General features: G+C 71.6%; 13 protein-coding genes. 8 read left to right on the top strand and 5 right to left on the bottom strand.

What is annotated here, in order from left to right; genetic code table 11:
- Nucleotides 1–57 precede the first annotated feature (57 nt).
- Complete coding sequence (locus ACIGO6_RS23325; protein WP_399879088.1) at nucleotides 58–519, top strand: MarR family winged helix-turn-helix transcriptional regulator; 462 nt, start codon at nucleotides 58–60, stop codon at nucleotides 517–519.
- A gap of 16 nt (nucleotides 520–535) precedes the next feature.
- Here ACIGO6_RS23325 and ACIGO6_RS23320 read toward each other — a convergent pair whose 3' ends face one another.
- Entirely contained in the window at nucleotides 536–1,297 is a 762-nt protein-coding gene (locus ACIGO6_RS23320) for a hypothetical protein (RefSeq protein ID WP_399879086.1), read from the bottom strand.
- A 156-nt stretch (nucleotides 1,298–1,453) separates the two neighbouring features.
- Between ACIGO6_RS23320 and ACIGO6_RS23315 the strand changes: the two genes are divergently transcribed.
- From ACIGO6_RS23315 to ACIGO6_RS23300, 4 genes are all read left to right on the top strand, one after another.
- Entirely contained in the window at nucleotides 1,454–3,259 is a 1,806-nt protein-coding gene (locus ACIGO6_RS23315; protein WP_399879084.1) for an ABC transporter ATP-binding protein, read from the top strand.
- Complete coding sequence (locus tag ACIGO6_RS23310) at nucleotides 3,256–5,037, top strand: ABC transporter ATP-binding protein (protein WP_399879082.1); 1,782 nt, start codon at nucleotides 3,256–3,258, stop codon at nucleotides 5,035–5,037. Before ACIGO6_RS23315 ends, ACIGO6_RS23310 begins: the two co-directional genes overlap by 4 nt.
- A 616-nt stretch (nucleotides 5,038–5,653) precedes the next feature.
- Nucleotides 5,654–6,124 carry a DUF5709 domain-containing protein gene (locus ACIGO6_RS23305; protein ID WP_399879080.1) on the top strand — a complete coding sequence of 157 codons (471 nt, stop codon included), beginning with the start codon at nucleotides 5,654–5,656 and terminating at the stop codon, nucleotides 6,122–6,124.
- A gap of 63 nt (nucleotides 6,125–6,187) precedes the next feature.
- The gene (locus tag ACIGO6_RS23300; protein WP_399879078.1) at nucleotides 6,188–6,460 is read left to right on the top strand and encodes a type B 50S ribosomal protein L31; all 273 of its coding nucleotides are present in this window, start codon (nucleotides 6,188–6,190) and stop codon (nucleotides 6,458–6,460) included.
- Nucleotides 6,461–6,501: 41 nt separating this feature from the next.
- Here the strand turns inward: ACIGO6_RS23300 and ACIGO6_RS23295 are convergent, their stop codons facing one another.
- Nucleotides 6,502–7,296: a metal-dependent hydrolase gene (locus ACIGO6_RS23295; RefSeq protein ID WP_399879076.1), complete on the bottom strand. Its 795-nt coding sequence runs from the start codon at nucleotides 7,294–7,296 to the stop codon at nucleotides 6,502–6,504.
- Nucleotides 7,297–7,441: 145 nt separating this feature from the next.
- On the opposite strand from ACIGO6_RS23295, the gene ACIGO6_RS23290 reads away from it, so the two are divergent.
- Together ACIGO6_RS23290 and ACIGO6_RS23285 are read left to right on the top strand one after the other, a co-directional pair.
- Complete coding sequence (locus tag ACIGO6_RS23290; protein WP_399879074.1) at nucleotides 7,442–9,955, top strand: DEAD/DEAH box helicase; 2,514 nt, start codon at nucleotides 7,442–7,444, stop codon at nucleotides 9,953–9,955.
- A 19-nt stretch (nucleotides 9,956–9,974) separates the two neighbouring features.
- Nucleotides 9,975–10,841, top strand: a complete 867-nt coding sequence (locus ACIGO6_RS23285) for an acyl-CoA thioesterase (protein WP_399879073.1) — start codon at nucleotides 9,975–9,977, stop codon at nucleotides 10,839–10,841.
- Between the two features lie 31 nt (nucleotides 10,842–10,872).
- Here ACIGO6_RS23285 and ACIGO6_RS23280 read toward each other — a convergent pair whose 3' ends face one another.
- Nucleotides 10,873–11,799, bottom strand: a complete 927-nt coding sequence (locus ACIGO6_RS23280) for a DUF6397 family protein (protein WP_399879071.1) — start codon at nucleotides 11,797–11,799, stop codon at nucleotides 10,873–10,875.
- Nucleotides 11,800–11,937: 138 nt separating this feature from the next.
- Nucleotides 11,938–12,351 carry a roadblock/LC7 domain-containing protein gene (locus ACIGO6_RS23275; protein ID WP_399879069.1) on the bottom strand — a complete coding sequence of 138 codons (414 nt, stop codon included), beginning with the start codon at nucleotides 12,349–12,351 and terminating at the stop codon, nucleotides 11,938–11,940.
- A gap of 106 nt (nucleotides 12,352–12,457) precedes the next feature.
- Between ACIGO6_RS23275 and ACIGO6_RS23270 the strand changes: the two genes are divergently transcribed.
- Complete coding sequence (locus ACIGO6_RS23270) at nucleotides 12,458–12,886, top strand: PPOX class F420-dependent oxidoreductase (RefSeq protein ID WP_399879067.1); 429 nt, start codon at nucleotides 12,458–12,460, stop codon at nucleotides 12,884–12,886.
- Between the two features lie 27 nt (nucleotides 12,887–12,913).
- Here the strand turns inward: ACIGO6_RS23270 and ACIGO6_RS23265 are convergent, their stop codons facing one another.
- Nucleotides 12,914–13,519, bottom strand: a complete 606-nt coding sequence (locus ACIGO6_RS23265) for a GTP-binding protein (protein ID WP_399879065.1) — start codon at nucleotides 13,517–13,519, stop codon at nucleotides 12,914–12,916.
- Nucleotides 13,520–13,585 lie beyond the last annotated feature (66 nt).

Genomic DNA, 13,585 nt, shown 5'->3' with positions numbered 1-13,585 from the left:
ATCGTAGCTCATTGTTACCTATACTCACAATGAACATGGTCCTGATAGTGTTCCCGCATGACCGCCCCCGATACCGACGGCCTGCTCGCCGAACAGCTGCTGCGGCTCACCCGCCGGGTGCACCGCATTCAGAAGCGCCATCTCGAGCACCGTGACCTCGGCATCACACCGGCCCAGTCCCGGCTGCTGCGCACGCTGGCGCACTACGGCTCGCCGCCCCGGATGGCAGATCTCGCCGAGCGCCTGGAGGTCGTGCCCCGGGCGGTGACGACGCTGGTCGACGGGCTGGAGGCGGCCGGGAAGGTGCGCCGCGTCCCCGACCCGGCCAACCGCCGGGTCATCCGGATCGAGCTCACCGACGACGGACGTACGGCCCTGCGGGAACTGCGCGGCGCGCGCCGGTCCGCCGCGGAGGAGATCCTCGCCCCGCTGACGGACGAGCAGCGCGCGGTGCTCGGCGGGCTCCTGGACACGCTGGTCGACGGGCCCGACGTCGCGCGAGGCCACCGCACGGCGTGATGCGAGGGGCGCGTGATCAGGCCTTCAGGTGCGCCCTGTCCCCCATCACCACCACCGGGTGCCGGTCCGGGTCCAGTGTGCGCAGCAGATACGCCATCGCCGGCTTGGGCAGGCTGACGCAGGCCGACGTGCCACTGCCGTGGTCCATGTGCAGCCAGATGCTTCCGCCCTTGGACGTGCCCTCGGGTCGGGTCGGGTCGTTCGGCGGGGTGCCCTTGACCCGGTTGTAGTCGATGGCGATGACGTAGTCGAAGTCGTGCCAGTACGACTCGGCCCACGAACGCGGCGCCGCGAAGGCGGAGGACTGCGTGTAGGGCAGCCCCGAGCCGGGGGCCGGATCCGGGTCGGGGAGCACGCCGCCCGCGTCGCTGAGGGTGAAGACGCCGACGGGGCTGCGCTTGTCGTTCTCGTGGTGGTCGGTCGTCCAGCCCTTCGTGCCGTTGTGCGCCGCCCAACTGCGGGCGCGGTGCCAGGCGGTCCCCTGCTTCGTGTACAGCACGACCGTGGAGTCGGCGGAGTCCCGGCCGTCGCCGTACACCGCCACGACCTGGCGCGAGTCGGCCGGGATGCGCCGGTGGAGCCGGTCGCCGAGGCCGGGAATCCGTGACGGGTCGGCGGCGGGGCTGCTCGGCGCCGGTCGGTCGGCGGACCGGCTCGTTCCCGTGTCCGGGTTCCCGGTCGGGCCGCCGCACGCGGACAGCAGCGTGAGGAGGGTTCCGAGCAGGATTCCGAGGGCCGCCGTCGCTGTCCCGGTACGCCGTGCACCACCAGTCCGCATCCGTCCATCCTCGCACCCGCGCCGGGAAGCCGGTTTTCTGCCCCACCACGGAAAACCGCTTGATTTTGGGCACGCTGCGACGCGAACCTGTCACGGTTTGCAGCCTCTTGATGCCGTGGTGCAACGGCACCCCCTGACACGAGCCACTGGGACGTCATGCAGATCCAAGACCTTCCGTATCCCGACCCGGGAGTGCCGGACGCACGCTCGGGCCCCCGATTCCTGTGGTGGCTGTTCCGGAACCAGCTGGGTGGACAACTCAAGTCGCTGGCCTGGGGCCTGCTGCACTTCGCCTCCGTCTCCGCCCTGCCCTTCTGCGTCGGTCTCGCCGTCCAGGCCGTCGTCGACCGTTCCGGCACACGGCTCGCCCTCGCCGGCGGTCTGATGGCGCTGTGCTGCGCCGGCAACGCGCTCGGCGACACCTTCCTGCACCGCGCCGCCGTCACCAACTGGATCACCGCCGCGGCCCGCGTCCAGCAACTGCTGGCCCGCAAGACCGCCCTGCTGGGCTCGGCGCTCACCCGTCGCGTCGCGGCCGGCGAGGTCGTGGCCGTCTCCACCGGCGACGTCGAGAAGATCGGCTGGTTCGTCGAGGCCGTCTCCCGCTTCACCGCGGCGGCGGTGACCATCGTGCTGGTCTGCGTGACCCTGGTCGTCTACGAGCCGGCACTCGGCGTCGTGGTGATCGTGGGCCTGCCGGTGCTGGCCCTCGCCGTACTGCCCCTCCTGCCCCGGGCCACCCGGCGGGCCGACGTCCAGCGGGAGAAGGCCGGCCGGGCCACGGAACTCGCCTCCGACACCGTCGCCGGGCTGCGCGTGCTGCGCGGCATCGGCGGCGAGGAACTCTTCCTCGACCGCTACCGCGACGCCTCCCAGGAGGTGCGCCACGCGGCCGTGCGCAGCGCGCGGATGTGGTCCCTGATCTCCGCGATCCAGGTGTTGCTGCCGGGGCTGCTGCTGATCGCGGTGGTCTGGCACGGCGTCCACCTGGCCCGCGAGGGCCGCATCGGCGTCGGCGAACTCGTCACCGTCTACAGCTCCGTCATGATCCTCACCTACCCGCTGCGGCACTTCGAGGAGATCGCCATGGCGTACTCCTTCTCGCGGCCCTCGGCCAAGCGGGCAGCGCGGGTGCTGGCGCTGGAGCGGGCCACCGACACCGCGGGGTCACGGGCCGCCGAAGTGCCGACCGGGGACCTGTACGACCCGGCCACGGGTCTGCTCGCGCCGGCGGGCCGGTTCACGGCCGTGGTGTGCGGCGATCCGGACACGGCCGGCCGACTGGCGGAACAGCTCGGCGGGCATCCCTCGCAGGAGGGCACGTCTGCGCTGCTGGGCGGGGTGCCGCTGGACGAGCTGCCGCTGGCGTCCGCCCGCACCGCCGTCCTGGTCCAGGACAAGGATCCCGTGCTGCTCTCCGGCACGCTGCGTGAGCTGCTCGACGTGCCCGCGTCCGGTGCCGTCGACGCCGAGGACGCGCTGGCCGCGGCCCAGTGCGGGGACGTACTGGCGGCGCTCGCGCAGGGGTCGCTCGGCGTCGACGATCCGATGGACGCCCGCATCACCGAACGGGGCCGCTCGCTGTCGGGCGGCCAGCGCCAGCGGCTCGCGCTGGCCCGGTCCCTGATCACGGACCCGGAGGCGCTCGTCCTGGACGAGCCGACCTCCGCCGTGGACTCGCACACCGAGGCACGCATCGCCCAGGGCGTGCGGACCCTGCGCGCGGGACGCACGACGGTGGTGTTCACCTCGTCGCCGCTGCTGCTGGACCGCGCGGACCGGACCGTCTTCCTGCACGACGGCGCGGTCGCCGCGGTCGGCACCCACCGGGACCTGCTGCGCACCGAGCCCCGGTACCGCGCGGTGGTGACCCGTGAGACGGACGACGAGATCCGGGGCGACGATGTCCTCGCCGACGACGACGTACTGCACCGACTGGAAGAGATCGAGGAGACGGCATGATCGGCGTCGCGCCACCGTCGTACGACCCGGCGGCCCCCACGACGGCGAGCACCCTGCCCGTCGGCGCGCCCGCGACCGTACGCGCCTACGCGGGGGAACTGCTGCGCCGGCACCGCCGTGCCTTCCTCCTCCTCGTCACCGTCAACACCGTCGCCGTGGTCGCGTCGATGGCGGGTCCCTACCTGCTGGGCGGGCTCGTGGAGCGGGTGTCCGACGGCGCTCGCGAGCTGCACCTGGGGCTCACGGCCACGCTGTTCGTGCTCGCGCTCCTCGTCCAGGCGGCGTTCGTACGGGAGGTGCGGCTGCGCGGAGCCGTCCTGGGCGAGCGGATGCTCGCCGACCTCCGCGAGGACTTCCTCGTACGGTCGGTGGGTCTGCCTCCGGGCGTGCTGGAGCGGGCCGGTACGGGTGATCTGCTCTCCCGGATCACGACCGACATCGACCGGCTCGGCAACGCCATGCGCGAGGCCGTGCCGCAGCTGGCGATCGGCGTCGTGTGGGTGGTGCTGCTGCTCGGTGGGCTCGTGGTGACGGCTCCGCCGCTGGCGCCCGCGGTGCTGCTCGCGGTACCGCTGCTGGTGATCGGCTGCCGCTGGTACTTCCGGCGGGCGCCCGCGGCCTACCGCTCGGAGGCCGCCGGGTACGCCGCCGTGGCCGCCGCGCTCGCCGAGACCGTGGACGCCGGGCGCACTGTCGAGTCCCACCGTCTGGACGCCCGTCGCATCGAGCTGTCGGAGCGCCGGATCAGCGAGTGGACGGCCTGGGAGCGCTACACGCTCTGGCTGCGGTCGGTGCTCTTCCCGGTCATCAACGTCACGCATGTGACCGTGCTCGCCTCCGTTCTGCTGATCGGCGGTGTGTTCGTCCTGCAGGGGTGGATCGGGGTCGGTCAGCTGACCACGGCGGCGCTGATCGCCCAGATGCTCGTCGACCCGGTCGGGCTGATCCTGCGCTGGTACGACGAGCTCCAGGTGGCCCAGGTGTCCCTGGCCCGGCTGGTCGGCGTGCGGGACATCGAGCCGGACGCCGGTGACCCCTCGCTGGCCCCCGACGGACGGCATGTGCACGCCGACCGGGTGCACTTCGGCTACGTCGAGGGCGTGGACGTGCTGCGCAAGGTGTCGCTGGAGGTCGCCCCCGGCACACGGCTCGCCCTGGTCGGCCCCTCGGGCGCCGGCAAGTCCACGCTGGGCAGGCTCCTCGCCGGCATCTACGGTCCCCGGGAGGGGCGGATCACTTTGGGCGACGCGGAACTGTCCCGGATGTCCGCCGAACGGGTCCGTTCCCACGTCGCCCTGGTCAACCAGGAGCACCACGTCTTCGTGGGCTCCCTGCGCGACAACCTCCGCCTCGCCAGGACCGGTGCCACCGACGCCGAGCTGTGGGCGGCGCTGGGCGCGGTCGACGCGGACGACTGGTCGCGCGGGCTCGACGACGGCCTCGACACGGAGGTCGGCTCGGGCGGTTTCGCGCTCACGCCGGCGCAGGCACAGCAGATCGCGCTGGCCCGCCTGGTGCTGGCGGACCCGCACACGCTGGTGCTGGACGAGGCGACGTCCCTGCTCGACCCGCGGGCCGCACGCCACCTCGAGCGGTCCCTGGCCCGGGTCCTGGACGGCCGCACGGTGGTCGCGATCGCCCACCGCCTGCACACCGCCCACGACGCGGACGTCATCGCGGTCGTCGAGAACGGCCGGATCAGCGAGCTGGGCAGCCACGACGACCTGGTCGCTGCGGACGGCGCGTACGCCGCACTGTGGCGCTCGTGGCACGGGTGACCGGGCCTCCGCTCGACAGCCGCCGGGGCGGGTCGTCCCGCGACCGGTCGTGACGGGCTCGGCCGCACGGGCGGGTCGGCGTCCGGCCGCGCGCGGGGGGGGCGCCGGGTTCGCTTCCGGTCGGCCGGGGAGGCCCGGTCCGCGCCCCGGCGGCTGGGGAGGTGGGGGCCAAAGGCCGAGTCCGCGCCCCGGTGACGGAGAGGCGGGGGCCCGCGTACCGTCCGCCGGGGAGGGCGAGACCGCGCTGGTCGGCCTCCCGATGACCGGACGAACCCCCGCTGACCAGGCAGACCCCCGATGACCGGGCAGACCCCCGGTGATCGGACGGACCCCCGTTGATCGATCGGACCTCGCCGGTGGTGTGCAGGATTCGGCCCCGGCCCGGCCGCCGTGGGTCGACCCGTGGGGTGGGTCGGGAGTGCCGCGGGTACCCGGCCCGGGTGCGTGCCGTTGCGCGGTCCCGAAGCGGAGTGGAAGGCTGGGAGAAGGCACCGGCTCGGGGGAAGGCCCGGGAACCGTGTGGCTCGGCAACGGGTGAGTTCAGTGCCCCGTGCAGCGGCGGCCTGCCGCGGCCCACGGTGAGAAGGGGCCCGTCCCCACCCCCCTGGAGGTACCCGTGAACAGCGTCGACGGATGGGGAGATGACGTCTACCAGCCCGACGGTTCCGAGCAGCGGGAGGACACCGGACTGCTCGACGCGGAGGACACCCTCGAGAACGACGGCGTCGACGATCCTCTCGACCGGGGCTGGTCGCCGCCCGAGCGCCCCTGGGCGGTGGAGCACACCGGAGTGACGGCCGGCGAACGTCACCGGGGCGAGACGCTGGACCAGCGGCTCGCCGAGGAGCAGCCGGACGTGCTCGCACCCGACGGTGACGGCCTCGGCGACTCCCAGGGCACCGACGGCGAGCTGCTGGACAACGAGGTCGGCACGGACCGCTCCGGCCGGCTCGTGGCACCCGACGAGGGGGCACACGAGGACGAGGAGCCGGCGCTGGTCGCCATGGACGTGGGCATCGACGGCGCGGCAGCCTCCGCCGAAGAGGCCGCGATGCACGTCGTCGACGAGGACTCGCTGCCCGGCTGACACCACCCGCGGCGGCGTTCCCGCGCCGCCACACCGATGATCCACGCCGTACGAGGAGCCGCCATGCAGCAGGACAAGCACCCCGAGTACCAGCCCGTCGTCTTCCGCGACCGTGCCGCCGGGTACGCCTTCCTCACCCGGTCCACCGCGACCAGCGACGAGACCATCACCTGGGACGACGGTGAGACCTACCCGGTGGTGGACGTGGAGATCTCCTCGGAGAGCCACCCCTTCTACACGGGCAAGGCACGGACGGTGGACTCGGAAGGACGCGTCGCACGCTTCGAGCGGCGTTACGGAAGCGGCGAGGGCCAAGGCGCCGACGGGAACAGCTGAGCTGCCCGCGGGACGCAGACCCTTCCGGTCCCCCGGGCCCCTCAGATGAAGTTGAGCGCCCCGGCGCAGCCCACTCCGCCGAGCACCATGAACGCCGGCATCAGCACCTTCAGCTCCACCCAGCTGCCGGCACGGAACCGCATGGCCTTCGGCGGGCCGATCGGGTACCAGCGCTTGCGGCCCACCGGGATCGGCCACAGTATGGGGCAGCCCGAGACGGTCAGGGCATCGCCGATGTCGTGCACCAGCGCCCCGAGCACGATCGGCAGCCCCAGCCACAGGTACTCCTGGCCCGGTGCGGTGAACAGCCAGTCCGAGCCACCGTCCGGCCTGTCCAGTATCCCGGCGAGGATCCACGCGCTGGTCGCGGCCAGCAGCCAGACCAGGACGTCGCTGCTGGAGCCGCGGGTCGCCCGCCAGAGCAGACCCTCGATGGCCAGCACCATGTGCACGAAGAGGATCGCCAGGACCGCCCAGCGGCCACCCGTGATGGCCAGCACCGAGGTGCCCGCGCCGATCAGGACCGCCCACAGCCAGGTGTGCGTCAGCGTGCGGTGACCGCCGGAGCGGCGCGGGTCGCCCTGCTTCTTCGTGGCCTTGTAGACGGCGTACGACAGCTTGTCGACGATCTCGCACAGCCCCCGTGAGACCGGCCCGAAGGCGCGGGAGATGGTGGCCGCCTTGTGGTCGAGATCCGGGGCGAGCGCCGCGCCGGCGCAGATCAGGGCTCCGGCGAGCAGCACCGGCCAGGGCATCGGGTGCCCCGCGGCGGCGGTCGCCGCCCCGACGCCGAGCCAGGCCGCGGCACCCGACAGTGAGTGTGCTGGTCCCATCATCGCCGTTGCCCGCCCCATTCCTCGTGTGCCGCTGTCGAGTTGTCCCGGTCCGCCGAAGGCTCGTCGGCGACCCAGCGTAGCGTTCGTGATCTTCATACGGACAGCCGATTCCCCCATCACGCCCGAGGCCAGGCAAGATGGGGGCGTGACCCTCATCGACCAGCTGCCGCCGACCGCCGATCCCGATGCCCTGTACGAAGCCTTCGAGTCGTGGGCCCAGGAACGCGGTCTCGCGCTCTACCCCCATCAGGAGGAGGCGCTGATCGAGGTGGTGTCCGGCGCGAACGTGATCGTGTCGACGCCCACCGGCTCCGGCAAGAGCATGATCGCGGCGGGCGCCCACTTCGCCGCCCTGGCCCGTGACGAGGTCACCTTCTACACGGCTCCGATCAAGGCGCTGGTGTCGGAGAAGTTCTTCGAGCTGTGCAAACTCTTCGGCACCGAGAACGTCGGCATGCTGACCGGTGACGCCTCCGTGAACGCCGACGCCCCCGTCATCTGCTGCACCGCCGAGGTCCTGGCGTCGATCGCGCTGCGGGACGGCAAGCACGCCGACATCGGTCAGGTCGTCATGGACGAGTTCCACTTCTACGCGGAACCGGACCGCGGCTGGGCCTGGCAGATCCCCCTGCTGGAGCTGCCGCAGGCCCAGTTCGTCCTGATGTCGGCCACGCTCGGCGACGTCTCCTTCTTCGAGAAGGACCTCGCCCGCCGCACCGGCCGTCCCACGGCGGTTGTCCGCTCGGCGACCCGGCCCGTGCCGCTCTCCTACGAGTTCCGCTACACACCGCTGACGGAGACGCTCACCGACCTGCTGGCGGCCCGGCAGGCCCCCGTCTACATCGTGCACTTCACGCAGGCGCAGGCCGTGGAGCGGGCGCAGGCGCTGATGAGCATCAACATGTGCACGCGTGAGGAGAAGGAGCGGATCGCCGACCTGATCGGCAACTTCCGTTTCACCACGAAGTTCGGACGCAACCTCTCCCGCTACGTCCGGCACGGCATCGGTGTCCACCACGCCGGCATGCTGCCCAAGTACCGGCGCCTGGTGGAGAAGCTCGCGCAGGCCGGCCTGCTGAAGGTGATCTGCGGAACGGACACGCTCGGTGTGGGTGTCAACGTCCCCATCCGGACCGTGCTGTTCACGGCGCTGACCAAGTACGACGGCACCCGGGTGCGCACGCTGCGGGCCCGCGAGTTCCACCAGATCGCCGGCCGGGCCGGACGCGCGGGGTTCGACACGGAGGGCTTCGTCGTCGCCCAGGCGCCCGAGCACGTCGTCGAGAACGAGAAGGCGCTCGCCAAAGCCGGTGACGACCCGAAGAAGCGGCGCAAGGTCGTCCGCAAGAAGGCTCCCGAGGGCTTCGTGGCCTGGTCGGAGAGCACGTTCGACAAGCTCATCGCCTCCGATCCGGAGCCACTGACGTCCCGTTTCCGGGTCACGCACACCATGCTGCTGTCGGTCATCGCCCGGCCCGGCGACGCCTTCAAGGCGATGCGGCACCTGCTGGAGGACAACCACGAGCCGCGCAAGCAGCAGCTCAGGCACATCCGGCGGGCGATCGCCATCTACCGCTCGCTGCTGGACGGCGGCATCGTCGAGAAGCTCGACCGGCCGGACGCCGAGGGGCGCATCGTGCGTCTGACGGTCGACCTGCAGCAGGACTTCGCGCTGAACCAGCCGCTCTCCACGTTCGCCCTGGCAGCCTTCGAGCTGCTGGACCCGGAGTCGCCGTCGTACGCGCTGGACATGGTGTCCGTGGTGGAGTCCACCCTGGACGACCCGCGGCAGATCCTCGCCGCCCAGCAGAACAAGGCGCGCGGTGAGGCCGTGGCCGCGATGAAGGCCGACGGCGTGGAGTACGAGGAGCGCATGGAGCGCCTCCAGGACATCACGTACCCGAAGCCCCTGGAGGAGCTGCTCTTCCACGCGTACGACACCTACCGCAGGAGCCACCCCTGGGTCGGTGACCATCCGTTGTCCCCGAAGTCGGTCATCCGGGACATGTACGAGCGGGCACTGACCTTCACGGAGCTGGTCTCCCACTACGAACTGGCCCGCACCGAGGGCATCGTGCTGCGCTATCTCGCCAGCGCCTACAAGGCGCTCGACCACACCGTCCCGGACGACCTGAAGTCCGACGATCTGCAGGACCTGATCGAGTGGCTCGGCGAGATGGTGCGCCAGGTCGACTCCAGCCTGCTGGACGAGTGGGAGCAGCTCGCCAACCCGGAGGAGATGACCGCCGAGGAGGCGCAGGAGAAGGCCGACCAGGTGCGGCCGGTCACCGCCAACGCACGCGCCTTCCGTGTCCTGGTCCGCAACGCCATGTTCCGCCGGGTGGAACTCGCCGCTCTCGACCAGGTCGACGAGCTGGGCGAGATGGACGCCGACTCCGGCTGGGACGCCGATGCGTGGGGCGAGGCCATGGACAAGTACTGGGACGAGTACGACGACCTCGGCACCGGTCCCGACGCCCGCGGTCCCAAGCTGCTGGTCATCGAGGAGGAGCCCCGTAACGGCCTGTGGCGCGTGCGGCAGATCTTCGACGACCCGAACGACGACCACGACTGGGGCATCAGCGCGGAGGTCGACCTGACGGCCTCCGACGCCGAGGGCCGGGCGGTCGTCCGCGTCACCGCTGTCGGCCAGCTCTGAACACAGGAGAAACCCGCCCATGACGAACCCGGCCGAGAGCCTCGTCGCCCTGCTCGACCTGGAGCAGATCGAGGTCAACATCTTCCGTGGCCGCAGCCCCGAGGAGTCGCTGCAGCGGGTCTTCGGCGGCCAGGTGGCCGGCCAGGCGCTGGTCGCCGCCGGCCGCACCACGGAGGGCGACCGCCCGGTGCACTCGCTGCACGCGTACTTCCTGCGCCCGGGACGGCCGGGCGTGCCGATCGTGTACCAGGTCGAACGGGTGCGGGACGGGCGGTCGTTCACGACCCGCCGGGTCACCGCGGTGCAGCAGGGCCGCACGATCTTCAATCTCACCGCCTCCTTTCACAAGCCCGAGCAGGGCAGTTTCGAGCACCAGCTGCCGGTGGCCCGCGAGGTCCCGGATCCCGAGTCCCTGCCGACCGTCGCCGACGAGATCCGGGAGCACCTGGGCGCGCTGCCCGAGCAGTTGGAGCGGATGGCGCGTCGCCAGCCCTTCGACATCCGTTATGTCGACCGGCTGCGCTGGAGCGCCGAGGAGGTCGAGGGCGCCGAGCCCCGCAGCGCGGTGTGGATGCGCGCCGTCGGGCCGCTCGGCGACGACCCGCTCGTGCACATGTGCGCCCTGACCTACGCCAGCGACATGACCCTCCTGGACGCCGTGCGCATTCCGGTGGAACCGTTGTGGGGCCCGCGGGGCTTCGACATGGCGTCACTGGATCACGCCATGTGGTTCCACCGGCCGTTCCGTGCGGACGAGTGGTTCCTGTACGACCAGGAGTCGCCGATCGCGACCGGTGGACGGGGTCTCGCCCGCGGGCGGATCTACGACAGGGAGGGGCACATGCTGGTGTCCGTCGTCCAGGAAGGCCTGTTCCGGGCCCTGTAGGTCAAGAGACCCCGGTCCCGAGCTCTCCGGGTCATGAGCCCTTGCGCCGCAGCCGGCCCAGCAGGCCGCGGAACCGTCCGGCTCCCTCCCGCTCCTCGGTCTCCTGCGGTGCCGGGCCGGGGGCGGGCGGCACCGGGCGATGGGCAGGGCGTGGTGCGGGGCGCTGTCGGCGCGCCGCTGCCACCGCCCCGGCCAGGTCCGCCCGGAGCCAGTCGATCTCGTCCGGGTCGGCCGCCGTCATGATCTCCTCGGCGAGCTGTCGGGCCGGAGAGTCCGCAGCGCCCTGGGCCGGTGGCTGCGGGCGGAGCCGGTTCAGGTGGGAGCGCTCGTAGGGATCCCTGACGATCTCCGAGACGTCGACCGGGTCGAGCAGCGAGGCCACGGCCGCCGCCTCTGCCCATGGGTCGTCGGCCTGACGGAGGAGGAAACCCAGGTACCGTCCCCGCCAGTTGCGGGGTCGCAGGTCCAGACCGTCCGTCAACTGGGCCCGCAGTCCCCCGGGGGTGCGGCCCTTCAGCAGTGCGGCGTTCCTCTCGTCGGCCGCGAACTGCCGTAGTTCGTCGGCCGGATAGAGCCAGACGACGGCGCGGTACCGGTTCACATAGAACTTCACAGGCACCAGCAGCCCCAGCCGTGCGAGGCGGGTGAACCGGTCCCTGGTCACGTCCATGAGGGCCGCGCCCTCCGTCGTCCCGACGGTCCGGACGCTCTCGCGCAGTGCTTCGGGGAAGCCCTCCGCTGCCCGGATCCGCGCGATCTCGGTGCGGGGGACGCGTCGGCCACCGCCTCCTTCGTCGGGTACGGTGCGGATGCGGCCGAGGTGTACGGCGAGGTCGAACTCACTGCGCCTGAGGCCGAGTTCCCGGGCCGCGCGGCTCGGCGCACAGGAAGTGCCGCGGGCGCTGCCGGGCTGTTCGACGGTGGCCGTGACCTCGTGCGTGATGGTGTTGCCGGACATGCTCGTCTCCCCCGTGGAGTGTGCGGCCGGCGCCGTCCGCGCCCGCCTGACACAAAACCGTAGCCGCTGCCGCGACTTCCGTGGCGAGCCTGTGGACAACTTCCCGGCCGCCCCCACTGGAGCCCTCGAAAGCCCAGGTCAGGGCTCTATGTGCGATATTCGGCCCGGCTGTCGGGCATCGACGTCGAGGTGCTCGCCGACCCGGTTCACGAGCAGCGTCATCTCGTAGGCGATCTGTCCGATGTCGGCGTCCGCGCCACTGAGCACGCACAGACAACTGCCCGAGCCCGCCGCGGTCACGAACAGCACCGCGTCGTCGAACTCGACCATCGTCTGCCGTACCTGACCGGCGCTGAAGTGGCGGCCCGAGCCCTTGGCCAGGCTGTGCAGTCCGGACGAGACGGCGGCGAGGTGTTCGGCGTCCTCCCGGCGCAGGCCCGTACTCGCCCCGGTCACCAGCCCGTCGTTGGACAGCACCAATGCGTGCCGGACGTGTTCGACGCGCTCCGTCAGGTCGTCCAGCAGCCAGCCGAGTCCCTGGTTGTGCACCATGATCCGGTCTCCCCGTGTTGTCCCCGTATGCGTTGTCTCCCCCGGGCCGGGGGATCTGCCCGCCAGCCTTCACCACACCCGTGCTCCGGGCAAGGAGGATGGGGGCATGGCACAGAAGATGACCGATGAGGAGTGGCGGGCGTTCGTCTCGGACGGCACCCGCACGGCGAAGCTCTCGACCGTCCGAGCCGACGGCAGCCCGCACGTCGCGCCCGTCTGGTTCCTGCTGGACGGGGACGACGTGGTGTTCAACACCGGCAAGGAGACCGTGAAGGGACGCAATCTGGCCCGTGACGGGCGGGTCGCCCTGTGCGTGGACGACGACCGGCCGCCCTTCGACTACGTCGTGTTGCAGGGGCGCGCGCGGATCTCGGAGGACCTCGACGACCTCCGGCACTGGGCCGCCCGTATCGGGGCCCGCTACATGGGCGAGGAACGCGCCGAGGAGTTCGGAGCCCGCAACGGCGTTCCGGGCGAGCTCCTCGTCCGTGTCACCGTCGACAAGGTTCTGGCCCAGAAGGCCGTGGCGGACTGAGGTCTGCTCCGCCGACGGCCGGTCCGGTCAGCCCACGGAGTCGAGCAGCCGGGCGGTGTGCACCCGCCCGGCGTACTCGACGAGCCGGATCAGCACCTCCTTCCCCGAGTCGCGGTCCCGGGCGTCGCACAGCACCACGGGCGTTCCCCCGTCCAGGTCGAGGGCGCGCAGGACAGCCTGTGCGTCGTAGCGGCGCGCACCCGAGAAGCAGTTGACGGCCACGACGAACGGGATGCGCCGGTGCTCGAAGTAGTCCACCGCCGGGAAACAGTCCTCCAGGCGCCGGGTGTCGGCGAGGACGACCGCGCCGAGCGCGCCCTGCGACAACTCGTCCCACAGGAACCAGAAGCGGTCCTGTCCCGGTGTGCCGAAGAGGTAGAGGGAAAGGCCGGACCGGATGGTGATACGCCCGAAGTCCATGGCGACGGTCGTGGTGACCTTCCGGTCGATCCCGTCGGTGTCGTCCACCAGTCGGCCGGCCTCACTGAGCATTTCCTCCGTGCGCAGCGGTCTGATCTCACTGACCGCGCCCACCAGGGTGGTCTTGCCCACGCCGAATCCTCCGGCGACCAGGATCTTCAACGCCAGCGCGGTCGTGTCGCCGTCCGTGGCGTCGGACTGCTCGGAGACCATCGATCACTTCTCTCGGTCCGGGTGGTCGTGCATGTTCATGCCGGTCATGGCTTTTTCGGCCCTCCT

Origin of the sequence: Streptomyces sp. NPDC053750, from assembly GCF_044544295.1 — a bacterium.
Classification (GTDB): Bacteria; Actinomycetota; Actinomycetes; order Streptomycetales; family Streptomycetaceae; genus Streptomyces.
This window is presented reverse-complemented; position numbering and strand designations above follow the sequence as displayed.